Here is a 23,294-nt window from a genome sequence, read left to right on the forward strand (position 1 = left end):
AAGTAGGACACGGCGGGAAGAACTGACAATGGGTCTCAAATGTTCCGTCCTCGGGCACACCTACGGTGAGGCCACCGTCGAGCGAGAGCGCGAAGAGCAGGGTAGCGAAGTCGTCATCACCATACAGGAACGGGAGACCTGCGAGCGGTGTGGAAACACGCGCATCGTCTCCGAGAACAAGGAGGTGACGTCCATCGAGACACCCTCGGACATCGCGGGCGACATGGTCGACGACGAGTCGCCACCCGACGACGAGGAGAGCGACGACGAGACAGAGGTACTGAGCGGGGCGGACGACGGACCAACAGCGGAGTCCGTCGACGACCCCAACGACCATACCGCGGACGAAGCGCCGGAAACCGGTGGGGTGGGTGAGTCCGCGGCCGACGTGGTCGACCCCGACGCGGACGACGCCGAGATTCTGGACGACGACGACGACGACGCGACCGGCGGCGACAGCGAACTGGAGAACCCGACGACGGACGTCCACGTCCCCGACGCCGAAGAGGAGGACCCCGTCACCGACGCCGAAGCGGAGGACCCCGAATCGGACGACGGCCTCATCATCGACGGGGACGACGAGTCCGACCGGACGAGCGACCGAGAACCCGGGCAGTGGCCCGAAGAACCCGGCGACGACGATGACGGCTGGGCACCCGAGACAGCCCTCGGCGGCGGGGAAGAATCCGACGACTCGTCGGACCCCGAACCGGCCGGGACGAACGCGGTGACGGTCCCGGAGGGGCAGTTCCACTGCCCGGAGTGCGGGTTCACCACGGACGTCGAGGCGAGTTCGCTGCGCGCGGGCGACTTCTGTCCGGAGTGTCACAAGGGGTCGCTGGTCACCGACACCGAGTGAACGCAAAGGGTAAGACGGCCCCTCGCAAAACCACGGCCATGCGAGAGTACAAGATGCGACGGGGCGAGCACCTCGAAGACCGCGTCCCGGACATGGAAGCGTTCGTCGAGGAGTACTTCGGACCGGTCACGGACACCGAAGAGCACAACGGCAGTGACCTCCTCGTCGTCGACGAACCCGACAACCCCGTGTTCGAGCGGGTCGTCGCAGGCACCGTCGACTACGGGAGCAAGAAGGACAAACTGGCGCTCCACATCGACGAGAAACCCGCCGAACAGGTCATCGCCGAGGGGCACGTCGACGCCGCCGAGGACGCCGTTACGGTCAAGAACGACTTCTTGGAGGACGCCACCGGGCGTGACGCGAAGGCGCGCCGCGACTCCATGAAGCGGTCCGTCGAGGACGACGCCGACAAGCCGGACAACGTCTGAGCGCGACGCTGTTTTCCGCCGACACGTCAGGTCGCCGTCACGCCTATATACTCTCGTGTCATACGTTCACACACGCCTCACCGGAGGCGCACAGAATATCCGGGCCGCGGCAGCGCCGCGTGGCTCGGCGATTGCGCCGGGCACCCTGTCATAGTTTGTCCGCCCCGCCGGAGGCGGACCCAATCCGGCATCCGCGGCACGTCCGTCGCTCAGTCTACCAGTCCGTAGCCCCGCCGCACGAGTTCGATGTCGACGGCGACGACGACGACGGTGAGTCCCGTGAGCACGAGTAGCGAGCGGTTCGGCGGCACTGCGACGGCCTGCGGGATGACGCCGTAGCGGACGCCGTTGACCATGTACACCATCGGGTTCAGGAGCGTGACCTGTCGCCAGACGCCCGAGAGCGCCGACAGCGGGTAGAACACCGCGCCGAAGAACACCAGCGGTCGGATGATGAACTGGTTCATGACGGTGAGGTAGTCGAAGTCGCGCGCCCAGAGGCCGCCGATGACGCCGAAGGCGGCGAACAGCGTCGGGATGACGAGGGTGAAGGCCGCGAGGTAGAACGGGTTCGCGACGGTCACCGGCGTGAACACGAGGCCGACGCCCCAGATGATGGCGCCGACGACGATGCCCCGGAGCGCAGAGGCGGCGACGTAGGCCAACACCATCTCCGTGTGCGAGAGCGGCGAGGTCAGCACCTCGTGGATGTACTCGTTCCAGCGGCCGTGGAAGATGGAGAACGAGGCGTTCTCGAAGGCGTTCGATATCATCCCCAGTACCACGAGTCCCGGGAGGATGAACAGGATGTAGCCGGCGCCACCGAAGGCGTTCGGGTCGCTCCCGCTGATGCGCTCTCCGAGGACGACGCCGAAGACGGTGAAGTACAGCACGTTCGTAATCATCGGCGGGAGGAACGTGTTGCGCGGGCGGCGGACGTAGCGGAGAATCTCCCGGTGGAGGAGCGTCCAGAGGCCGACCACGCGGGCGCGCAGGCCAGTCGGTGCGCCCTCGCGGTGGTCCTCGCTCACCGTGCCACCGTCAGTCCCGACCTCTGTGTCGTGGCTCATGCGGACACCTCCGCGTACTCGCGGTCGTCGCGAGTCATGTCGACGAACACCTCTTCGAGCGACGCCCGGCGGATGTCCAGCGACGTGACGTGGTAGCCCTGCCGTTCGAGTTCGCGGACCAGTTCCGGCGCGGTCTGGGTCCCGCCGGCCGCAGTGACGCTGAGGCCGTCCTCGGTCACTGCGACGTCGGTGACCCCGTCGACGTCGAGACGGGGCGCAGTGCGTGGCGGGTCCGCGAGTCCGAGGTCGATGGTGTCGGTGCCGCGCGACATCAGGTCGTCGGGGGCGGCCACCTCCACCTTGGACCCGGAGTCCACGATGGCGACCCGGTCACAGAGGCGTTCGGCCTCCTCGATATAGTGTGTCGTCAGCAGGATGGTGGTCCCAGCGTCGTTCATCCGGTTGATGATGTCCCAGAGGTCGTGGCGCAACTGGACGTCGACGCCGGCGGTCGGTTCGTCCAGAATCAGCAGGTCCGGGTTCGAGACGAGGGCGCGCGCGAGGACGAATCGGCGCTTCATCCCGCCGGAGAGCCAGTCGAAGCGGGTGTCGCGCTTGTCCCAGATGCCGACGGTCTTCAGTGCCTCCTCGGCGCGGCGGCGGGCCTCGGCACCGGGGATTCCGTGATAGCCGGCCTTATGATGCAAGACTTCCCGAATCGGAAAGAAACGGTCGACGTTGAACTCCTGTGGCGCGAGACCGATTCGGTCGCGGGCCTCGCGGTAGTCGTCCTCGACGTCGAAGCCGAACACCTCGGCGTCCCCGCCGTCCTTGTGGGCGAGGCCGACGAGGGTGTTGATGAACGTCGTCTTGCCGGCCCCGTTGGGACCGAGCAGACCGAAGAACTCACCGCGCTCGACGGTGAGGTCGAGTCCGTCGAGCGCCTGCACGTCACCGTAGTTCTTCCGTAAGTTTCGGGCACGTATCGCCGGAGCTGTCATTACCGACGCTACCCGGTGGACACCGAAAAGGACGTTGAACGCGGCGGGTCAGGAGAGAGAAAGCGGCCCTACCGACCGAGGCGTTCGCGGGCGATGCCAACGCCGGCGGGCGTGATGATGAGTTGGTCGTCGTCCTTCTGGACGATGTCGCCGCCGACCTCGTTTGCGACCTGCTTCAGTTCGTCGCTGATGTGTTCCATCGTCCGGTCCTGCGTCGAGTGCCGGGTGATGTCGGCGATGACGATGTCGCCGTCGTAGACGGCGTCCTTGATTTCGATGACGTCCTGCTTGTCGCTGATGCGGGCGATTCGGACGTGTCGCTCGGTCTCGGTGCCCGACGCGTCGAAGTCGTCCGCGTTCAGTTCGACGTAGTCCTCGGTCTTCCGGGAGTTGCCCGCCTCGCCGAGAATCTTACTCATGAGTCCCATGTGCCTCACGGCGGGCGCTACCCGTTTAGACTTTTCGTCAGACGGGGTTTGCTCCCTCGTCTGACCACAGGACGGCCGCCGACGGGACGCTACACCGAGAACTCGAACAGGTCGTCGCCGACGTGGTGGATGGACTCGACGACTTTCCCGGAGTCGCCGACCATGTCGCCGCCGTCGGTCTTGGCGCGCCCGATGGCGAGGAACTTCCCGTGGGCCTCCTCGTTGATGGCGACGAGGTCCCCCGAACTGATGTCGTCGTCGGCCTCGGTGATGCCCGGGCGCATGATGTCCGCGCCGTCCGAGACGAAGGAGATGGCCCCCGTGTCGACGGTGACGACGTGCTTCTCGGGCGGATGTGCGTTTGCGCCCTGCACCGTCAGGAACGGTTCGCCGTCCACGTACAGCACGAGGGGGTCGCCGTCGACGAGGACGACGTCCCAGTCGCTGTCCTCGAACTCGACTTTCTCGAAGGTGTCGGCGTCCAGTTCGACGCCGAGGTTCTCGGCGAGGGCCGTCTCGATGGCGTCGACCTCGTCCGAGCGGAGGTGGTGTCGCGATTTGACGTTCATACGAGCGACTGTGCGGCCACGGACGGTAAGCGTAACGAAGGATTGTGCGCACGAGCGCGGCGCGACGGGAGACGCCGCGAGGTGAGCCTTTAGACCCGGCGGGCCGTAGCGGGGGGTATGCGCGTCGTCACCCTGCTGCCGTCGGCCACCGAAATCGTCTACGCCCTCGGCGTCGAACCGGTCGGCGTCTCTCACGAGTGCGACTACCCGCCGGCCGCCCGCGAGCAACCGTCGGTCAACCGCTCCCGGGTCGACCCCGAAGCGTCCAGTAGCGAAATCGACGCACAGGTCGCCGAGGCGGAGGCCGACGACGGCGTCTACGCCGTCGACCGCGAGACGCTGGCCGCCGTCGACCCTGACGTAATCGTCACGCAGGGCGTCTGTGACGTCTGTGCCGTCGACCACGTACTGGTCGCGGAAGCCGTCGAGGACCTCGGCCTCGACGCCGAGGTGCTGACGCTGGACGTCCACAGCCTCGACGACCTGTTCGACTCCGTCCACCGGGTCGGTGCGGCAATCGACCGGGACGAGGCGGCGACGGACCTCGTCGCAAACCTCCGACAGCGGGTGGCCGCCGTCGAGACGACCGCCGCGCGGGCGACGGCGACCCCCAGCGTGGCGGTCCTCGATTGGCTGGACCCGGTGATGGTCGCCGGTCACTGGATTCCGGAGATGGTCGAGACGGCTGGCGGCGTCTACGGGATGGCCGAGCGCGGTGCTCACTCCCGGCCCCGCGAGTGGGCAGAGGTCCGGGAGTACGACCCCGACGTACTGGTGGCGTCGCCGTGTGGCTTCGACGTCGCCCAGACCCGCGAGAACCTCGCGGACCTGACCGAGCGACCGGGGTTCGACGACCTCACGGCCGTCCGGGAGGGACGGGCCTACGTCGTGGACGGCCACCACTACGTCAACCGCTCGGGGCCGCGACTGGTCGACACGCTGGAGTTTCTGGCCGCGCTGTGTCACCCGGACCTGTTCGACGCGCCGCCGCGGGACGCGGTACAGGAACTGCCGTCGCTCCGGGTCTGAGCACGCGGTGGCGAGAACGGGCTACTCCGCGGTCAGCGAACAGCGGCCTTCGTAGGTGGCCTCGTCGATGCTGCCGATTGCGGGGTCCTCGCCGCACACCGGACAGTCGGGGTTCTTCGCGACGGGCACTTCGTCGACGGTCATCTCGGCGGCGTCGTACGCCAGCAGTCGACCGTCGAGCGGTTCGCCGTAATCCATCGCCAGTTTCACCACCTCCGTCGCCTGCATACAGCCGACAGTACCCGGCAGGACGCCGAGGACGCCGGCCGTCGAGCAGTCGGGGACGGTGCCCGCGGGCGGGGCCTCCGGGAACAGACAGCGGTAACAGGGTCCCTCGCCGTCGCCGGTGAACGTCGTCACCTGCCCCTCGAACCGGAAGATAGAGCCGTGCGAGAACGGGACTCCGGCGAGCGTACAGGCGTCGTTTACCAGAAAGCGCGTCTCGAAGTTGTCCGAGGCGTCGACGACGATGTCGTAGTCGGCCACGAGGTCCGTGACGTTCGCCTTCGAGAGGCGCAGTTCGTGCGCGTCGACGGTGACGTCCGGGTTCAGGCCGGTGACGAACTCGCGGGCGCTCTCGACTTTGGGTCGGCCCACGTCGTCGTCCCGGTGGACGACCTGTCGCTGGAGGTTCGAGCGCTCGACCACGTCGTCGTCCACGATACCCAACCGTCCGATGCCGGCCGCCGCGAGGTACTGCAGGACCGGCGACCCGAGGCCGCCCGCCCCGACGACGAGTACCGCCGTATCGAGCAACGCCGCCTGCCCCTCGGGACCCACATCGTCCATGATGATGTGCCGGGAGTAGCGGTCGAGTTGCTCGGGGTCCAAGTCCGGTCGCATACAGTGGGCTTTGCCCCACGGGGAGATAAACGACAGGTTGCGAAGGGCCGAGCGGAGGCGACCCTCGAGCGCCTCAGCAGTCGTAGAGGTCCCGGTACTTCGCGTCGGCGTAGTCGAGGAAGTAGTCGGCGGTGAACGATTCGCCGGTCGCCTCCCGGACGAGGTCGTCGGTCTCGTAGCGGGCACCGTGGCGGTGGACGTTCTCGGTCAGCCAGTCGTGAATCGGGTCGAAGTCGCCCTCGCGGACGAGCGAGTCCACGTCGCCCACGTCTTCCCGGAGGTGGTGGTCCAACTGGGCGGCCAGCACGGACCCGAGTGTGTAAGTCGGGAAGTAGCCGATAGCGCCGTTGGTCCAGTGGATGTCCTGCAGACAGCCCTCCGCGTCGGTGTCCGGTCGAACGCCGAGGTACTCCTCCATCTTGTCGTTCCACACCTCGGGGACGTCCTCGACGGCGAGGTCGCCCCGGATGAGGTCACGCTCTATCTCGAAGCGGAGGACGATGTGCATGTGGTAGGTGAGTTCGTCCGCCTCGACCCGGACGAGGTTGTCCGGGTGGACCGTGTTGGCGGCCTCGTAGAACTCCCGGGGGGTGGCGTCGGTGCCCAGATGGTCGTTGGCGGTGTCGGCGAAGAGGTCCCAGAACGGCTGGGAGCGGCCGATATGGTTCTCCCAGAACCGAGACTGGGACTCGTGGACCGACAGGTCGCGGTTCTCGCCCAGCGGCGTCCCGTACTCGTCCTGCGGGAGACCGAGCGTGTAGGTGGCGTGGCCGAACTCGTGGATGGTCGAGCCGATTGCGTCCATCGGGTCCTCGGGCTTGAACCGCGTCGTCACGCGGGCGTCGAACTGCGTCCCCGTCGAGAACGGGTGCGGGGCGGTGTCGAGGCGGCCTCGGTCCCAGTCGTATCCCAGCGTGGAAAGCGCCGCCTCGACGAGTTCGTGCTGGTCGTCCTCGTCGTAGGTCCCCTCGAACGGGTCCGCGAGGGTCACGTCGCTGTCGGCGATGTCGTCGATGAGCGGGACCAGTTCGTCGCGGAGTCGGGTCAGCACTTCCTCGGCGGTGTCGATGCCCAGATACGGTTCGTACTCCTCGAAGAGGACCTCGTAGGGGTCGCGGTCGGGGTCGATGGCCGCGGCGTACTCTCTGCGGAGTTCGACCATCTCCTCGAGCGTGTCGGCGTACATCTCGAAGTCGTCCTCGGCCTTGGCCTCCTCCCAGACGGGGAGGGCGTTCGAGGACGCCTCCGAGATGCGCTCGACGAGGTCGGCGGGGACCTTGACCGCTCGCTCGTGGTCCCGGCGGACCTCGCGGACGACCGCCGCCTCTTCCGGGTCCAGGTCGGCGTCTTCGAGTTCGTCCAGCCACTCGCCCAACTGGTCGTCGGTCAGCAGGTCGTGATGGAGCGTCGAGAGGGCGGAGGACTGCTTCGCGCGGGCGGGCGTGCCACCGCTGGGCATCATCACCTGCTGGTCCCACTGGAGGACCCCGCCGGCGTCCGAGACGTAGTGGAGGCGCTTGACGTGGTCGAGGAACTGCTCGTACGTCGACTCGGTCTCGTTAGCTGTTGCCATACCCCTCCGTTAGGACGGGGATCCTAAATGCACAGCGCAGGCGGAAATCTGTCGCCCTACGCAAGCCACGTCTCGGCGACGCCCTCGTAGACGCGCCGGCATCGCTCCAGCACGTCGATGGAGACGCTCTCGTCGGCGGTGTGGGCCTCGCCGGGTTCGGCCGCGCCGACGACGACGCAGTCGGTACCGGCGTCGGCCAGCCAGCCGGCGTCCGTCGCGTGTGGCTTGACGACCTGTTCGGGCGCGCCGTCCTGCGCGTCGGCGGCGGCGTCGAGGACGACGTCGGCGAAGTCGGCGTCGCCGCAGGCCATCGGCGGGAGGTCCTGGTCCACGCGCCACGAGACACCTTCGAGTTCCTCGACGCGGTCCAGCGGCGCGCGCTCGCCCGGGACGGTCCGCTCGTCGACGGTGGCCTCACACCGTTCAGGAATCACGTTCCACGCGGACCCGCCGTCGATTTCGGTGACGGCGACGCTCCCCCGGACCTCGTGGCCCAGCACCTCGGTCGACGGAAAGTCGAGGTCCCGGACCACGTCGACGGCCTCGGTCGCGCGGTAGATGGCGTTCACGCCGGCCTCGGGTTCGCTGGCGTGGGCCGCCGCCCCCTCGGCGACGATGGTCGACCCGCGCCGGCCCTTGTGCGCGACGGCGACGTCGGTGACCCTCGGCGCGGAGTAGCCCGTCGACCCCTCGCCGACGACGGCGTAGTCCACCCGGAAGCCGTCCTCGATGGCGGCCCGACAGCCGACGCCACCCTGCTCCTCGCCGGCGAAGGAGACGAAGACGAGTTCGTCCTCGGCGGGCGCCTCGGCCGCCTCGAACGCCAGCATCGCGGCCGCGACGCTTCCCTTCATGTCGGCGCTGCCCCGGCCGTGGATGCGGCCGTCGCTCCGTTCGACGACGTAGCCGCCGTCGGCGTCGACCTGTGACTCGTCCGGCGGGACGACGTCGTGGTGGCCGACGAGGGCGAGCGACTTCCCGTCGCCCGACCCCTTCCGGGAGACGACGTTACCGTGGGCGTCGTGTTCGACGGCGGCGTCGGTGTGGTCCCGGAGCCACGACGCGACGAACTCGCCGGCGGCCGACTCGTCCTCGTGGCTCGGGATAGCGACCAGTTCCTCGGTCAGGTCGGCGACGTGCATACCGGAGCATCAGGGGCCGGGCAGTTGTGTCTTTCCAGCCGTCAGCGCAGCGCTGCGTAGGCGACGCCGAGCACGCCACCGTAGACGACGTGCCACAGCAGGCTCGGAATCGCGAAGTTCGGGAACTGCGGCGCCATCGGGAAGCCGACGGCACTCAACCAGACGGGCATCACGAGCGCCGCGAGTGCGACCCACGTGGCCGCACCCCAGAGGACGCCCAGTCCGACCGTCGCACCCGTCGACCGGCCGACGACATCCGACTCGACGAGCGCCGCGAAGACGACGCCGAGGACGGCGCCGTGAGCGAGGTGAATCGCCCATCCGGCGACACCACCGGAGAGGCCGTAGAGACCGGGAATCGCGCCTTTCAACACCGCCGCGTTCGTCACGGAGATGAGTACCGCCATCACTGTCGCACCGCCGATACCACCGGCGACACCGGCCTGCCAGTCCTCTAGCACGAATCCGGTATCGGTCGCAGTCTGTGTTGCCATTGCGTTTCCGGGTGCTCGCGGATGTCGAAAATAGTCGACTTGAGAGCGCGGCCGGCGTACACAGCCCCGGAAAGTTGACAAGGGGACTCGCGGGGCGGCCGGCCATTGGGTGTGGCAACGACCCACACACTCTCGTCAAAGTCAGTTTTCGATACTGAAACCGCTCAACTCGCGAACAAGCGCCGCTCGGCCCGTTCGTGGTCCGCGGCGAGGACGTCGACCAGCGGTGCGAACGGCGTCATGTCGTCTATCGAGCGGCCCGCGCTGTCGTCGGCGGCCGCGGCCATCACCGGCCGCAGGTCGTCGAGAATCCGCTGGGCGTCGGTGTGACCCAGCGAGAGGAGGCGCTGGGCCGCGCCGAGCAGACCGGTGACGAAGCCGTGACAGCACAGCAGGCAGGCCTGCCGCACGTCGATACCGGCCAGTCCGGCCGCGACGCCGAGGACGACGGCGTAGTTGCCGGGGGCGTCCCCCTCGCGGACGGCGTCGGCGTACCGTTCCAGCAGGTCGTCCTCGCGCAACGCCCGCTGGAGCGACAGGAGGCGGTCCCCGGACTGCTGGGTGCTCTCCCGGAACTCGGCGGCCAGCGTCACCGCCGCCAGCCGTCGGTCGGCGGCGCAGATAGCGTCGAGGTCACCCTCGCGGGTGGCGGCGTGCGCACGCCGGAGGGCGACCAGTTCGGCGGGGCCGACCTGCCGACGGAGGTACGTCTCCAGCAGGGCTTCGAGGTCGGCGGCGTCGGTCACCCGGTCGTCGGCGACGAACTGTTCGAGGCCGTAGGAGACGGTGTAGGTGCCGACCGGGAGGAAGGAGTCGGCCAGTCGGAACGCTTCGAGGGTCGCGTCGTCGCTCATCGGTCCGCCCCGTGGATGGTTCGGACGCCGTGGCTGTGGTCGTGGCCATGGGAGGGGGTGTGGCCGTCGTCGTGGCCGTGGTCGCCGTGCGAGTGGCCGTCGCCCCCGTGGCTGTGGTCGGCGTCGTCGAACGTCGTCGGCGGCACGGACTCGAAGCGCGTCTCGACGCCCTCCGGGAGGTCACCCTCGACGGCGGCCAGCATCCGCTCGCGGGTGTCCGGCACTGGGAACAGCGCCTCGCCGTCGCGCATCGCGAGGTCCCAGTGGCGGTTGCCCAGCGCGTGGCCCAGTTCCAGCGCCGCCGTCGGCGAGACGTCGGCGTCGCCGAACGAGAGCACCAGCGCCTCGACGGCGGCGAGTTCGACCACGAGGAGGGTCCCGTCGTCGGTTTCGAGGACGTCGCCGTCGGCGAGGTCACGCGCGACGACGATGCCCACGTCCCGGCCCTCGGTCGACTCGGTACGGACGCGGGAGCGCCGTCGCTCGGTGTCCGAGAGGACCACCCGGACGGGGTCGGCGTCGGCCAGTCGGTCGGCGAGGTCGGCGTCCTCGCGGTGGCCCAGATACGTCTCGGCGACCAGCATCAGTACTTCCTCCCGGACGGTGCGGGGGCGTCCAGCAGGTCCCGCCGAGCGTGGTCCCACGCGGCGTGGAGCGTCGACTGGACCGTCTCGGCGCGGTCGGCCAGTGCCCGCACGGCGACGCCGGCCCCGTTCGGGAGTTCGGTCGCCCCGGCCCGTGCGTCCCCGTCGGTGACCGTCTCGTGCAGGGCGTCCGAGAGCGCCGCGGCGTCGCCGTCGGGCGCGACGACGAACAGGGTCCCGTAGACGGCGAACTCCCTGAGGACGCCCGGTGCCGTCGGGTCTCCGTCCGCGGGCGTGAGGTGGGTCGCGTCCTCGAACAGCAACCCGTCCGGCCCCTCGGCGCGGACCCGCGAGAGGTACCGCTCGAACTCGAATCGCTCGCCGCGGGCGAGGCGTCCGGGGACGACGACGTCGGCGAGGACGGCCGACGCCCCGGCGTCGAGGTCCAGCGTCAGGTCCTGATAGTACCGCGAGTCGGCGTGCAGGATAGTCGGTTCCGGCACGTAGTCGAGGTGGCCGTCGGGACCGACCGACAGCGTCGCGTCGGCGGCGGCGTAGTTGGCGTTCATCGACTGGACCTTCGTCGAACTCTGGGTGGAGACGTGGGCGACGGCGTCGTCCTCGACGGCGATGGTCACGTCGTGGCGGTCCCCCTGTGCGATACCCCCCGTGGGCGACTGGAGGAACACCGTCTCGCCGTCGGGATGCGGGTCGTGGCCCAGGGTCCCCGAGACGTGGAACGGCACCGTCGCGTAGTCGTGGACGAGTTTCGTCCCGTCGCTGGTCGGCGCGAATCGGAGTTCGAGGACGCCGTCCTTGCCCGGCGCGCCGACGGCGGCCTGCGGGGGCGACTCGGCGGCGTAGCCTTCGAAAGCGGGATGCGGCGTGTCCTCGCCGTCTCGCTCCGCTCGCGCCTCCGGCGCGTCCGTCGCCATCAGGCGAACAGCACCCCCTCGCGGACGTGTTCGAGCACCTCGTCGACGCCCTCCTCGGCCTTGCAGTTGGTGAACACGAACGGGCCCTCACGCACCTCGCGGGCGTCCCGTTCCATCAGGTCGAGGTCCGCGCCGACGTGGGGTGCGAGGTCCGTCTTGTTCACCACCAGCAGGTCGCAGTCGACGACGCCGGGGCCGCGCTTTCGGGGGATGTCGTCGCCCTCCGCGACCGAGATGACGTACAGCGAGTAGTCCGCGAGTTCGGGGTTGAACGTCGCCGCGAGGTTGTCCCCGCCGCTCTCGACGAGCACGAGGTCCAGTTCGGGGTGGTCCGCGAGGAACGCGTCTATCTGCTGGAGGTTCATCGACGGGTCCTCGCGGATACCGGTGTGCGGGCACGCGCCCGTCTCGACGCCCGCCACGAGGTCCTCGGGGACGACGCCGGCAAAGCGCTCGCGCAGTCGGTCGGCGTCCTCCTGGGTGAGGATGTCGTTGGCGATGACGCCCACGTCCAGTCCCTCGTCGCGGAGACGCGGGACGACTTCGGTCAGCAGCGAGGTCTTGCCGGACCCGACCGGGCCGCCGATACCGACCGTCGCGACGTCGCGGTGGGTGAGGCTCACGACTCCTCACCATCGGCGGTGCCGACGCTGTCCGAGCGGATGGGGTCGTGGACCGTGACGAGCTTCGTCCCGTCGGGGAACACCGGTTCGACCTGAATCATGTCTATCATCTCCGGGACGCCCTCCATCACGTCCTCGCGGCCCAGCAGTTGGGAGGCACCGGAGCGAATCTCGGCGACCGAGTCGCCGTCGCGGCCCCGCTCGATGCACCAGTCGCTGATGTAGGCGACGGCCTCGGGGTGGTTCAGCGGGACGCCACGGTCCTTGCGGCGTCGCGCGATCTCTGCGGCGGTGAAGACGGTGAGTCGTTCCTGCTCTTTGGGTGTGAGTTTCATAGCATGTATCGCTGTGCGAGTGGCAGTTCCGAAGACGGTTCACAGGTGACGTGTTCACCGTCGACCTGTACCTCGAACGTCTCGGCGTCGACCGCGATGTCGTCGGGACAGTAGTCGTTGTGCACCATGTCGTCCTTGCCGGGCGTGCGGGTGCCCTCGACGGGGACGACAGGGGTGTCGAGGCCGTACTCCTCGCCGACGCCGCGTTCGGCGGCGGCCGGCGAGACAAAGGAGAGTGAGAGCGCGTGTTTGGCCTTGCCGACGGCCCCGGCGCGTTCCCGCTGGACGATGGGTTCGCAGGTCATCAGCGACCCGTTGGCCTCGCCCATCTCCGAGTGGACCGGGAACCCGCCCTTGAACGTCATCGCGGGCTTGATGCCGAAGAAGGCGGGGTCCCACAGCACCACGTCGGCCATCTTGCCCGGTTCGAGCGTCCCGACGTACGGTTCGATGCCCGCGGAGATGGCGGGGTTGACGGTGTACTTCGCGATATAGCGTTTGATACGGAAGTTGTCGGCTCCGGTCCCCTCGTCCTCGGGGAGGGGGCCGCGCTGGGACTTCATCTTCGAGGCCGTCTGCCAGGTCCGCGGGACGAGTTCGGCCATACGGCCCATCGCTTGAGAGTCCGTCGTCATCATCGAGATGGCGCCCACGTCGTGGAGGACGTCCTCGGCGGCGATGGTCTCCGCGCGCACCCGGGACTCGGCGAAGGCCACGTCCTCGGGCACGTCGGGGTTCAGGTGGTGACACACCATCACCATGTCCAGGTGCTCGTCGAACGTGTTGTCGGTGTAGGGCATCGAAGGGTTCGTCGACGACGGGAGCATGTTCGGTTGGCCGACCATCTCCATGATGTCCGGCGCGTGGCCCCCACCCGCGCCCTCGATGTGGAACAGGTGCATCGTCCGGCCGTCGACGGCGTCGAAGGTGTTCTCGACGAACCCGGCCTCGTTCAGCGTGTCCGTGTGCATGCAGACCTGTACGTCCTCCTCCTCGGCGACGTCCAGCGCGGTGTCGATGGCGTCGGGCATCGACCCCCAGTCCTCGTGTAACTTGAGGGTGCAGACCCCGGCCTCGATTTGCTCGCGCAGGGGTTCGGGGTCCGAGGCGTTGCCCTTGCCGTAGAAGCCGACGTTGACCGGCCACGCCTCGGCCGCCTGCAGGTGGCGCTTGACGTTCTCCGGCCCGGTCGTACAGGTGGTCGCGCCGCCGCCGTAGCCGCCGCCGAGCATCGTCGTCACGCCGGAGGCGAGGGCGTGTTCGTGCAGTTGCGCGGAGTTCCAGTGGACGTGGATGTCCAGTGCGCCGGCGGTCGCAATCTTCCCCTCACAGGGGTAGACGTCCGTCGACGGGCCGACGACCATGTCGACGCCGTCCATCGTGTCGGGGTTGCCCGCCTTCCCGATTCCGGCTATCTCGCCGTTACGGATGCCGATGTCGGCGGCGACGATGCCGAGAACGGGGTCGATGATGGTCGCGTTCGTCAGCACCCAGTCCAGCGCACCCTCTTCTTGTGTGACGCCGGGGGCTTGCCCGAGTCCATCGCGAAGGGTCTTCCCGCCGCCGAAGACGGCCTCGTCACCGTGTGTGCGGAGGTCCTCCTCGACTTCAGCGAACAGTTCCGTGTCGCCCAGACGGACCTTGTCGCCCGCCGTCGGGCCGTACAGTTCGGCGTAAGCCTCCCTGTCGATGTCGCGAGTCATTCCTCGGCCCTCGCGTCGTCGTCTTCGGCCCCCGTGTCACGGAACCCGGCGGCCCGTAACCGCTTCAGCGCTTCTGTCGGGTCGGCGTCGACACTTCCGTTGACTATCCCGTTCATCCCGTGGGCGACGCGTTTGCCGCCGATGGCGACGAGTTCGACGGTCTGCTCGTCGCCGGGTTCGAAGCGGACCGCGGTGCTGGCGGGGACGTTCAGTCGCATCCCGAAGGCGGCCTCGCGGTCGAAGGCGAGAGCGGCGTTGGCCTCGAAGAAGTGGAAGTGCGACCCGACCTGTACCGGTCGGTCGCCGGTGTTCCCGACGGTCACCTCGGCCGTCTCGCGGCCCTCGTTCAGCGTCACGGTCCCCTCGCCGGCGACGACTTCGCCGGGCACGAGGTCCTCAGTCACGACGACCCCCCGCCCGCGGCAATTTCCGACTGTTTGTCCAACATATGGGTGTTCGTTTGGACAGGTGTGATAAGCAACTTCCTCTCGGCGCAAATAGCGCCACTCATTTCTATACTTTCACCAGCTTGTCGTTCTCACCGGCGCACGTCTGGACGTTCGTCCACAATCAGTCGCCGAGTCGGGCCCGCGCCTCCGCAACCGTCAACGGCACGTCCTCCTGCCCGTCGAACAGGCGGACGACCTGCGGCGGGCGGAGGTCACAGTCCGTCAGGAGGGCGGTGTCGGTCAGTATCTCGCGAGTCGGTCCGGTCGCGGCCACCTCGCCGGCGGCGTCTAGGAGGACCACCCGGTCGGCGACGTGCGGGACCAGTTCCGTGTCCGGCGTCGACGTGACGAGGGTGACGCCGTCGGCCGAGAGGTCCGACAGCAGGGAGAGTATCTCGGCGCGGTTGGCCGCGTCGACGTTGCTCACCGGTTCGTCCAGCAACAGGACGTCCGGGTCGACCGTCAGCGCACTCGCCAGTGCGGCCCGCCGCTGTTCGCCGCCGCTGAGGCGGAACGGGGGCTTCGACAGTAGGTCCCCGAGGTCCAACCGGTCGGCCACGCGCTCGACGCGACTGTCGACCTCCGAGGCCGGGAGGTCCTGCTGGGCCGGACCGTACGCGAGGTCTTCCCCGACGGTGGGGTTGAACAGGTAGTCTGCGGGGTTCTGCGTGAGGACGCTCAAGCGGTCCCGGACCGAATCGGCGTCGGTCGTCTCGCCGAAGTACCGGACCGTCCCGGCGTCGGGGTCGACGAGGCCGCCGAGCACCTGGAGGAGCGTGCTCTTGCCGGCGCCGTTCGGCCCGAGGAGCGCGACCCGTTCGCCCGCGTCGACGGTCACGTCGACGCCGTCGACCGCGAGCGTCCCGTCCGGGTAGGCGTAGCGCAGGTCGGTCGCCTCGATAGCGGTCACGCGAGTCCCACCCCGGCCACGGTGGCGAGGACGACCAGACAGAACGCGCCGTCGGCGGCGCCCAGCGAGTCACGCGACCGGACCGGCGCCGTCCCCGTGCCACCGCGGGCGCGGGCGGCCCGCTGGACGCGCTCGCCGCGTTCGAGGCTCCGGAGGAGGAACGTCCCGACGAAGTTGCCCGAGTCGCGCCACGTCCGCCGCAGGTCCGGGTCCGCGAGGGTCCGTCCCCGACGGGCACGGACCATCCGTTCGAGTTCGGCGAAGAACAGCAGGAGGTACCGGTAGGTGATGGCCAGCAGCGAGACGGCGAGGGTCGGCGCACGCAGGCGTCGGAACGCGGCCAACAGGTCGGCGAAGCGCGTCGTCAACAGGAGGACGGAGAGGAAGCCGACGCAGGCGGCCACGCGAACCGTGAACGTCGCGACGTAGTCGACGCCGGCGACCGACAGCGGCGCCCAGTCGAGCGTCGGTCCGGCCATCAGGACGGCCTGCGGCGCGACGACGACCAGCGCGAACGCCGGCGGGCCGGTCACCCGTCCGACGAAGGTGCGGGCCGGCACCCGGGAGAGGACGGCGAGCGCGGCGGCCACGCCCCCCAGCGCCGCGACCGTCGACAGGTCGCGCTGGACGACCGTGACCGCGACGAGGGCGAGGACGCCCAGCAGTTTGACGCTCGGCGCGACGGCTTGCATGAACCCGTCCCGGCCGGGGACGTCCTCGGCCAGCAGGAACCAGCGCGCCCGGGCCGCGATACCCGCGACGGTGCGGTCCAGCAGGTCAGTCCGCATCGGCGTCGGCCCCCAGCAGTCGACCGAGTGCCAGCGCCGCGAGGAGCGTCAGCGCCGTCCCGACGACGGCCGAGACGAACGTGCCGGCGGCGCTCCCGAGGCCCGGGACGCCGTAGTCCGGGAGCGGTGCACCCACGGTGGACTCCGCGTCGTCCGTCGCACCGGTGGCCTCGGCGGCGTTCTCCAGCGGCTCGGCGTAGCCGACCTGTCCGGCCGCCCACCCGAACACCGGTGCGAGCAGCGTCAACACGAGCAAGAGCGCGAGCGCCTTCGGCAACCACTCACGCATCGGTCGCCACCTCCGGGGCCGCGTCCGGTCGGAGGTCCGGGCGGGCGTGGGCGAGGTAGCGGTAGACGGCGGCGGTGATAGCTCCCTCGACGAGGCCGAGGACGAGGTGGCCGACGCCCATGATGGCGACCGTCGTCAGCAGTTGGTACTGGAACGCCGAGGAGAGGCCCAGTTGGACGGCGGCGGTGAGCGCCCCGGCAGTGATTCCCAGCCAGCCCGCGGCGAAGGCCGCTCGGAACTCGCCGTATGGGGCGACCAGCCGGTAGACGGCGTAGCCGACGTACACCTCGACGACGGCCATGTTGAACACGTTCGCGCCGAGGACGACGAGGCCGCCGTCACCGAAGACGAGCGCCTGTATCGTGACGACGGTGGCGATACAGAGCGCGCCCAGATGCGGACCCAGCAGGATGGCGGCGAACGCGCCGCCGACGAAGTGCGCGCTCGTCCCGCCGGGGATGGGCCAGTTGAGCATCTGTGCGGCGAACACGCCCGCGGCCACCACACCGAGCAGCGGCGCACGGGCGTCGGAGACCTCTCCGTCGACGCGCCGAGCGGCGACGGCGAGGACCCCGACCGAGAGGACGGCACAGAGGACGGCGACGGGCAGGTCGACGTATCCGTCGGGGATGTGCATACCGTTGAGTCCCCCGCCCGGAAAATAATACTTCTGAATCGTGCAGTATTACTCGGCGGCGTGGTCAGCCATATTACCCCCACCGCCGTAGGCCGGGGCATGACCGACGACATCGACCGCATCAGTCTCACCCTCCCGTCGTCGATGGTCGACCGACTCGACGGCATCGTCGAGGACTGGGAGTACGCCAGCCGGTCGGAGGCGATTCGGGACTCGCTGCGGGACTTCTTCGCGAACTACGAGTGGGAGACGGGCGGCGACGACCGCCACCACGGGACCATCGTGGTCGTCCACGACCACCACGTCTCGGGCATCGCCGACGACCTCCAGACCATCCAGCACGAGATGGCCGAGGCCATCACTTCGGTCCAGCACATCCACCTCTCACACGACACCTGCATGGAGACGCTCGTCGTCGAGGGCGCGGCCAGCGACATCACCGAACTCGCCAACCGCCTCCGCGCGCTCAGCGGCGTCCAGCAGGTGAAGGTCGTCGTCGTCGGCGACTGAGCGGGTATCGGCACGCATTGCCGCCGCCTCGCTGACGGACTCGTTTTTCTGTACGTTTACGATATTTCGGCCTCGAACAGTTCATACATCTCGTTTTTTCTCCACACCTTGCACATCCTTATACTATCCACCCCATCTGAAGGATAGTATAATATTCGATGAGTAAACCTTATTTGCGTACTGCTGAACGGCAACAACGTGAACGAAATTATGGACGAACGTCCGAGTTTCAACGAGAAACAGGACGATATGTACACCAAATCTGCGTATGAGGTAGAAAATATCGTCGAAACCTCGGAGGGCGACGAATGAGCGACAGCCTCACGAGCCGTCGCGGCTTCCTCGCCTCGTCGGCGGCGCTGGCCGGCACCGCGCTCGCCGGGTGTTCCGGCGGCTCCGCGTCGAGTTCGGACACGATTCAGCTCGGCGTGCTGGAGGACCGCTCGGGCAACTTCGCGCTCGTCGGCGACCCCAAACACAAGGCGTCGATGCTGGCCATCGAGGAGATAAACAACGACGGCGGCATCAACGGCAAGCAGATAGAGGTGTTCGACCCGGACCCCCAGTCGGACAACCAGCGCTATCAGGAACTCACCCGGCGGGCCATCAACCAGAAGGACGTCGACGCGCTGTGGGCGGGGTACTCCTCGGCGACCCGCGAGGCCATCCGTCCCATCATCGACCGCGAGGACCAACTGTACTTCTACACGACTCAGTACGAGGGCGGCGTCTGTGACAAGAACGTCTTCGCCGTCGGGCCGACGGCCCGCCAGCAGTTGGGGAGCGTCCTCCCGTATCTGGTCGAGGAGTACGGCCCAAAAATCTACACCATCGCCGCCGACTACAACTTCGGCCAGTTGTCGGCCGACTGGGTGAAAGTGCTGGCCGACGAGAACGACGCCGAGGTCATCGGCGAGGAGTTCATCCCGCTGTCGAACTCCCAGTTCGGGTCGACCATCAACCGCATCCAGCAGGCCGAACCGGACTTCGTGATGTCGATGCTCGTCGGCGCGAACCACACCTCCTTCTACGAGCAGAAGGCCTCCGCCGGCCTCGACGTCCCCATCGGCACCTCGACGGCGATGGCACAGGGGTACGAGCACCTGCGACTCGATCCGCCCGCGATGGCCAACATCTACGCCGGGGTCAACTACATGGAGGAGATTCCGACGACCCGCAACACCGGCGACGGCGGCTTCGTCGACCGCTACTACGAGAAGTTCCCGGACGCTCCCTACCTCAACGAGGAGGCCGAGAACAACTACTTCTCCATCTACATGTACAAGAAGGCCGTCGAGCAGGCCGGCACCACCGAACAACCAGAGGTCAGGGAGGCGCTCGAATCGGGTATCACCTACGAGGCCCCCGAGGCCCCGGACGGCGAGTCCATCAAACTCGACGGCGCGACCCACCACGTCGACCACCACATGTGGGTCATGCGCGCCGACGACCAGCACAACGTCGAGGCCGTCGACGACCGGGTCATCCCCGAGACGTTCCTCTCGGAGACGGTCGGCTGTGACCTCACGCAGGAGGACGAAGAGACGCAGTACACCCCACAGGACTTCTACGAGGAGGCGGGGTGAGATGGTCAACGGCCTGAACCTGCTGTTCCAGTTCCTCGATAGCTTCGCCTTTATCGTGCTGGCGGCCGCGGGCCTGGCCATCATCTTCGGCATCATGGGCGTCATCAACCTCGCACACGGCGAGTTCATCATGGTGGGCGCGTACGCGACGACGCTCGCGAACATCCGGGCCGGCCTCCCGCTTCCCGCCGCGATGCTGGTCGGCGTTCTCGTGACGGCCGGCTTCGGCCTCGTCGTCGAACGGGTCGTCATCTCGGGCACCGTCCCGAACGCTCTCAGCCGGCGGTTCCTCGGCCGCGAGGTCATCGAACCGCTGTACGACCGACTCGCCGACTCGATGGTCGCGACGTGGGGCCTCTCGCTAATCATGGTGCAGGGCGTCCGCATCGTGCTGGGCAACTCGCTGGACCAAATCGGGACGCCGCTGGGCAACATCGCCTACAGCGGCTTCTCGTACTCGACGTACCGTGTGTTGCTCTCGGTCGTCGCGCTGGCCGTGCTGGCGCTGACCTACTACGTCTTCACGCGGACCGAGTACGGGATGCGCGCCCGGGCGACGATTCAGGACGAGGACACCGCCCGCGCACTCGGCGTCGACACCGAGCGCACGTACATGACGACGTTCGCCATCGGGTCCGGCCTCGCCGGCCTGACGGGCGCGCTGTACGCCCCGACCATCACGATGGTCCCCGGCCTCGGGAGTTCCTTCCTCGTCGAGGCGTTCGTCGCCGTCGTCGTCGGCGGCCCCAGCGTGGTACTGGGGACGACGCTGGCGGGCGGCCTGCTTGGGGCCATCAACGCGGCCGTCACGAACCTCTTCGGGACGTTCTTCGGCCGCATCGCCCTGCTCGTGACCGCCATCGTGATGATTCGGTTCCTGCCGGACGGCATCACGGGCTTCGTCGAGACGATTCGCGAACGCCGGGAGGGGGCATAGATGGCGACGGAAACGAGCGGCGCTGGCCCGGCCGACGCCGGCGGACAGTCGGCGTTAGCCAGCCTCCGGCGTCGCTTCGAGGGCCCCAACACCGTCGGGAACTCCCGCGGGTTCTGGGTCGGCTTCCTCGTCGCCGTCCTCGCGCTGGCGGCGTACCCGTTCGTCGTCGGGTCCTATCAGGCCTCGCGGTTCTCGCTGTTCCTCGTGTACACCTTCCTCGGCCTCTCGCTGTCGGTCGTGTGGGGGTACGCGGGCGTCCTCTCGTTCGGACAGGTGGTCTTCTTCGGCGTCGCCGGCTACACGTTCGGCGTCGTCTCGGTGAACTTCGCCACCCCCGCGGGCATCACCGCCGCCTTCGCAATCGGCGTCTTCGGCGGCGCGCTGATGGCGTTCGTGCTCGGCTACTTCATGTTCTACGGGGGCGTGCGCGACGTCTACGTCACCATCATCACGCTGGTCTCGACGCTCGTCTTACACACGTTCATGGCCCAGACGGCCGGCGACGAGTGGACCGTCGGCGAGGCGGCGCTGGGCGGGTTCAACGGGATGCCGACCATCCCGAACCTCGCCTTCGGCGTCGGCGGCGCGTCGCTCACCTTCAGCAGCACGACGTTCTACTACTTCGTGCTGGCACTGCTCGTGGCGACGTACCTCGGCCTGCGGGCGCTCGTCAACTCGGACTACGGCCGCGTGATGGTCGCGGTCCGAGAGGACGAGGACCGCACGCGGATGTTCGGCTACGACGTAGAGCGCGTGAAACTCGCCGTGTTCACCCTCGGCGGCGCGCTGGCGGGCCTCTCGGGCGTGCTGTACGCCTCGTGGGGCAACTACGTGAGCCCGGGCGTGTTCGAGTTGACCTTCGCCTCCCTGCCGGTCATCTGGGTGAGCGTCGGCGGCCGGAAGACCCTGCTGGGCGCGGTGACCGCCACCGTCGGCATCGAGTTCCTCCGGAACTCGCTGGGCGGCGAACTGGCGTTCGTCATCGTCGGCGCCCTCCTGCTGGTGTTCGTCCTCGGCCTCCCCGGCGGTATCGTTCCGTGGGTCCACGAGACCTACGTCGAGATGCGCGGTGACGGCACGCCCCCGGAGCCACCGGAGGCGACCGCCGAGGTGAGCGACTGATGAGTACGAACAATAGCGCGGCGGGCAGTCCGAACGTCCGCCAGACGGCCGCGGAACTGGCGACGGGCGACCGAACGGACACGCTGTTGCAGACCGAGGCCCTCCGCAAGGATTTCGGTGGCTTCACCGCCACCGACGACGTGGACTTCTCGGTCGCCGAGGGAGAGCTACGGTGTCTCATCGGTCCCAACGGGGCCGGGAAGTCGACGCTGCTGAACCTCGTCACCGGCACCTACGACGCCTCGGGCGGGAGTATCTACTACGACGGTCACGACGTCACCGACCTCGACCCACACCAGCGGGTCCGCAAGGGAATCAGCATGAAGTTCCAGGTGCCGTCGGTGTACGGCGACCTGACGGTGCGCGAGAACGCCCGTCTGCCCATCCAGCGGTTCGCCGACGGAGAGGAGCGGCGTCGGCGCGTCGACGACGCCATCGAGGCCGCCGGCCTCGCGGGCTACGAGCACGTCGACGCCAGCCAACTCTCGCACGGCCAGCAACAGCAACTCGAAATCGGGATGGCCGCCGCGCTCGAACCGGACCTCCTCCTGCTGGACGAACCGGTCGCGGGGCTGGACGTGGCCGAACGCGAGGCCATCGCCGAACGCGTCACCCGCCTCAACGAGGCGGAGGGCATCGCCTTCGTCGTCATCGAACACGACACGGACTTCGTGGCCTCCATTGCCGACGAGGTGACCGTGCTCCACAACGGCGAGATATTCCGAGAGGGGCCGATAGAGGACATCGAGTCCGACCCCGAGGTCCAGCGCATCTATCTGGGAGGTGAGCAGTGATGCTCGAACTCGACGGCGTCACCGCGGCCTACGACTCGACGCCCATCCTCCGGGACGTGGACCTCTCGGTCGAGGCGGGCGAAATCGTCGGCGTGATGGGGAAGAACGGCGTCGGCAAGACGACGCTGATGAAGACCGTCGTCGGCCTGCTCGAACCGTCGAGCGGGACTATCAGCTACGCCGGCGCCGACGTGACCGACGCTCCCGCGGACGAACGCGCCCGCGGCGGGATGGGCTACATCCCGCAGGGCCGGGACGTGTTCCCGAAACTCACCGTCGAGCAGAACGTCCGGATGGGCGAGACGGTCAACGCCGACAGCGAGGAGACGCTGTACGACCAGATTTACGACTACTTCCCGGTCTTGGAGGAGCGGGCGAGTCAGGACGCCGGCACGCTCTCGGGCGGCCAGCAACAGATGCTCGCCATCGCGCGGGCGCTGGTGTCGAACCCCGACTTGCTCCTGCTTGACGAACCCAGCGAGGGCATCCAGCCCTCCATCGTCGACCAGATTAGCCGGGACATGCAGGCCATCAACGAAGACCTCGGGACGACGATTCTGTTCGTCGAGCAGAACCTCGGGGTCATCCGCGAGATGGCCGACCGCTGTTACGCGATGGAACGGGGCGAAATCGTCGACGAGGTCGGACCGCAGAAACTGACCGACGAAGAGGCCATCGCCGAGTATCTGGCCGTCTGAGCGAGCGGTCTTCGCTCCTGAACGCGCGTCTGTCGAGAATCCCGTTCAAACCTACCCACTAGCTAACCGACACGGGCGGGACCGAAAGGGGCCACGCGCTCCGGGAACCCCGGCGTCCGCGGCTTCGCCGCGTGGCTCGGGAGAGCGTGCTCTCCCGGTGA

27 protein-coding genes and 1 pseudogene are annotated in these 23,294 nt (G+C 68.2%); 9 read left to right on the forward strand and 19 right to left on the reverse strand.

From position 1 onward, the window contains the following. Window positions 1-28 precede the first annotated feature (28 nt). Window positions 29-859, forward strand: coding sequence for a DUF7093 family protein (locus Hhyl6_RS05370; protein WP_483738194.1), 831 nt, complete (start codon window positions 29-31; stop codon window positions 857-859). Between the two features lie 38 nt (window positions 860-897). Next, window positions 898-1,290, forward strand: coding sequence for a DUF5611 family protein (locus tag Hhyl6_RS05375; protein ID WP_483738195.1), 393 nt, complete (start codon window positions 898-900; stop codon window positions 1,288-1,290). 209 nt (window positions 1,291-1,499) lie between these two features. Here the strand turns inward: Hhyl6_RS05375 and Hhyl6_RS05380 are convergent, their stop codons facing one another. From Hhyl6_RS05380 to Hhyl6_RS05395, 4 genes are all read right to left on the reverse strand, one after another. Further along, on the reverse strand, window positions 1,500-2,285 hold the full coding sequence (locus tag Hhyl6_RS05380; protein WP_483739678.1) for an ABC transporter permease: 786 nt from the start codon (window positions 2,283-2,285) through the stop codon (window positions 1,500-1,502). A 71-nt stretch (window positions 2,286-2,356) separates the two neighbouring features. After that, a complete protein-coding gene (locus tag Hhyl6_RS05385; RefSeq protein WP_483738196.1) occupies window positions 2,357-3,301 on the reverse strand; it encodes an ABC transporter ATP-binding protein in 945 nt (314 codons plus the stop codon). Between the two features lie 68 nt (window positions 3,302-3,369). Continuing rightward, the gene (locus Hhyl6_RS05390) at window positions 3,370-3,729 is read right to left on the reverse strand and encodes a cell division protein SepF (RefSeq protein ID WP_483738197.1); all 360 of its coding nucleotides are present in this window, start codon (window positions 3,727-3,729) and stop codon (window positions 3,370-3,372) included. Window positions 3,730-3,818: 89 nt separating this feature from the next. Continuing rightward, a complete protein-coding gene (locus tag Hhyl6_RS05395) occupies window positions 3,819-4,298 on the reverse strand; it encodes an RNA-binding protein (RefSeq protein WP_483738198.1) in 480 nt (159 codons plus the stop codon). Between the two features lie 117 nt (window positions 4,299-4,415). On the opposite strand from Hhyl6_RS05395, the gene Hhyl6_RS05400 reads away from it, so the two are divergent. Then, complete coding sequence (locus Hhyl6_RS05400; RefSeq protein ID WP_483738199.1) at window positions 4,416-5,327, forward strand: ABC transporter substrate-binding protein; 912 nt, start codon at window positions 4,416-4,418, stop codon at window positions 5,325-5,327. A 21-nt stretch (window positions 5,328-5,348) separates the two neighbouring features. On the opposite strand, the gene ubaA is transcribed toward Hhyl6_RS05400, so the two are convergent. The 15 genes and pseudogenes from ubaA to Hhyl6_RS05475 all read right to left on the reverse strand — a co-directional run bounded on the left by ubaA (window position 5,349) and on the right by Hhyl6_RS05475 (window position 17,486). Next, window positions 5,349-6,170 carry an SAMP-activating enzyme E1 gene (gene ubaA / locus Hhyl6_RS05405; protein ID WP_483738200.1) on the reverse strand — a complete coding sequence of 274 codons (822 nt, stop codon included), beginning with the start codon at window positions 6,168-6,170 and terminating at the stop codon, window positions 5,349-5,351. Between the two features lie 73 nt (window positions 6,171-6,243). Beyond that, window positions 6,244-7,743 (reverse strand): carboxypeptidase M32, encoded by a 1,500-nt coding sequence (locus Hhyl6_RS05410; protein WP_483738201.1) that lies wholly within the window; start codon window positions 7,741-7,743, stop codon window positions 6,244-6,246. 56 nt (window positions 7,744-7,799) lie between these two features. Then, window positions 7,800-8,885: a M20 family metallopeptidase gene (locus Hhyl6_RS05415; RefSeq protein ID WP_483738202.1), complete on the reverse strand. Its 1,086-nt coding sequence runs from the start codon at window positions 8,883-8,885 to the stop codon at window positions 7,800-7,802. A 41-nt stretch (window positions 8,886-8,926) separates the two neighbouring features. After that, a complete protein-coding gene (locus tag Hhyl6_RS05420; protein WP_483738203.1) occupies window positions 8,927-9,379 on the reverse strand; it encodes a histidine kinase in 453 nt (150 codons plus the stop codon). A 164-nt stretch (window positions 9,380-9,543) separates the two neighbouring features. Further along, complete coding sequence (locus Hhyl6_RS05425; protein ID WP_483738204.1) at window positions 9,544-10,233, reverse strand: urease accessory protein UreF; 690 nt, start codon at window positions 10,231-10,233, stop codon at window positions 9,544-9,546. Next, a complete protein-coding gene (locus Hhyl6_RS05430; RefSeq protein ID WP_483738205.1) occupies window positions 10,230-10,817 on the reverse strand; it encodes an urease accessory protein UreE in 588 nt (195 codons plus the stop codon). The genes Hhyl6_RS05425 and Hhyl6_RS05430 overlap by 4 nt, the downstream gene beginning before the upstream one ends. Further along, window positions 10,817-11,752, reverse strand: a complete 936-nt coding sequence (ureD, locus tag Hhyl6_RS05435) for an urease accessory protein UreD (protein WP_483738206.1) — start codon at window positions 11,750-11,752, stop codon at window positions 10,817-10,819. The genes Hhyl6_RS05430 and ureD overlap by 1 nt, the downstream gene beginning before the upstream one ends. After that, the gene (ureG, locus tag Hhyl6_RS05440; protein WP_483738207.1) at window positions 11,752-12,375 is read right to left on the reverse strand and encodes an urease accessory protein UreG; all 624 of its coding nucleotides are present in this window, start codon (window positions 12,373-12,375) and stop codon (window positions 11,752-11,754) included. The genes ureD and ureG overlap by 1 nt, the downstream gene beginning before the upstream one ends. After that, window positions 12,372-12,710 carry an urease subunit gamma gene (locus Hhyl6_RS05445; RefSeq protein ID WP_483738208.1) on the reverse strand — a complete coding sequence of 113 codons (339 nt, stop codon included), beginning with the start codon at window positions 12,708-12,710 and terminating at the stop codon, window positions 12,372-12,374. Before Hhyl6_RS05445 ends, ureG begins: the two co-directional genes overlap by 4 nt. Further along, window positions 12,707-14,413 (reverse strand): urease subunit alpha, encoded by a 1,707-nt coding sequence (gene ureC / locus Hhyl6_RS05450; RefSeq protein ID WP_483738209.1) that lies wholly within the window; start codon window positions 14,411-14,413, stop codon window positions 12,707-12,709. The genes Hhyl6_RS05445 and ureC overlap by 4 nt, the downstream gene beginning before the upstream one ends. Then, on the reverse strand, window positions 14,410-14,817 hold the full coding sequence (locus Hhyl6_RS05455) for an urease subunit beta (RefSeq protein WP_483738210.1): 408 nt from the start codon (window positions 14,815-14,817) through the stop codon (window positions 14,410-14,412). Before Hhyl6_RS05455 ends, ureC begins: the two co-directional genes overlap by 4 nt. A gap of 166 nt (window positions 14,818-14,983) precedes the next feature. Next, window positions 14,984-15,760: pseudogene (locus Hhyl6_RS05460) on the reverse strand (energy-coupling factor ABC transporter ATP-binding protein); the annotation flags it as partial. An 8-nt stretch (window positions 15,761-15,768) separates the two neighbouring features. Next, window positions 15,769-16,560, reverse strand: coding sequence for a cobalt ECF transporter T component CbiQ (gene cbiQ, locus Hhyl6_RS05465; RefSeq protein ID WP_483738211.1), 792 nt, complete (start codon window positions 16,558-16,560; stop codon window positions 15,769-15,771). Then, the gene (locus Hhyl6_RS05470) at window positions 16,550-16,849 is read right to left on the reverse strand and encodes a PDGLE domain-containing protein (protein ID WP_483738212.1); all 300 of its coding nucleotides are present in this window, start codon (window positions 16,847-16,849) and stop codon (window positions 16,550-16,552) included. Before Hhyl6_RS05470 ends, cbiQ begins: the two co-directional genes overlap by 11 nt. Then, on the reverse strand, window positions 16,842-17,486 hold the full coding sequence (locus Hhyl6_RS05475) for an energy-coupling factor ABC transporter permease (protein WP_483738213.1): 645 nt from the start codon (window positions 17,484-17,486) through the stop codon (window positions 16,842-16,844). The genes Hhyl6_RS05470 and Hhyl6_RS05475 overlap by 8 nt, the downstream gene beginning before the upstream one ends. Before the next feature lie 99 nt (window positions 17,487-17,585). On the opposite strand from Hhyl6_RS05475, the gene nikR reads away from it, so the two are divergent. The 6 genes from nikR to Hhyl6_RS05505 all read left to right on the forward strand — a co-directional run bounded on the left by nikR (window position 17,586) and on the right by Hhyl6_RS05505 (window position 23,133). Further along, window positions 17,586-17,996, forward strand: coding sequence for a nickel-responsive transcriptional regulator NikR (nikR, locus tag Hhyl6_RS05480; protein ID WP_483738214.1), 411 nt, complete (start codon window positions 17,586-17,588; stop codon window positions 17,994-17,996). Between the two features lie 308 nt (window positions 17,997-18,304). Next, window positions 18,305-19,582, forward strand: coding sequence for an urea ABC transporter substrate-binding protein (locus tag Hhyl6_RS05485; protein WP_483738215.1), 1,278 nt, complete (start codon window positions 18,305-18,307; stop codon window positions 19,580-19,582). A 1-nt stretch (window position 19,583) separates the two neighbouring features. Next, on the forward strand, window positions 19,584-20,519 hold the full coding sequence (gene urtB, locus Hhyl6_RS05490; RefSeq protein ID WP_483738216.1) for an urea ABC transporter, permease protein UrtB: 936 nt from the start codon (window positions 19,584-19,586) through the stop codon (window positions 20,517-20,519). After that, window positions 20,520-21,641, forward strand: coding sequence for an ABC transporter permease subunit (locus Hhyl6_RS05495; RefSeq protein ID WP_483738217.1), 1,122 nt, complete (start codon window positions 20,520-20,522; stop codon window positions 21,639-21,641). Further along, window positions 21,641-22,435 carry an ABC transporter ATP-binding protein gene (locus tag Hhyl6_RS05500; RefSeq protein WP_483738218.1) on the forward strand — a complete coding sequence of 265 codons (795 nt, stop codon included), beginning with the start codon at window positions 21,641-21,643 and terminating at the stop codon, window positions 22,433-22,435. The genes Hhyl6_RS05495 and Hhyl6_RS05500 overlap by 1 nt, the downstream gene beginning before the upstream one ends. Further along, entirely contained in the window at window positions 22,435-23,133 is a 699-nt protein-coding gene (locus tag Hhyl6_RS05505) for an ABC transporter ATP-binding protein (RefSeq protein WP_483738219.1), read from the forward strand. The genes Hhyl6_RS05500 and Hhyl6_RS05505 overlap by 1 nt, the downstream gene beginning before the upstream one ends. Window positions 23,134-23,294: the final 161 nt, after the last annotated feature.

It is taken from the genome of Haloarcula sp. H-hyl6 (assembly GCF_056934455.1).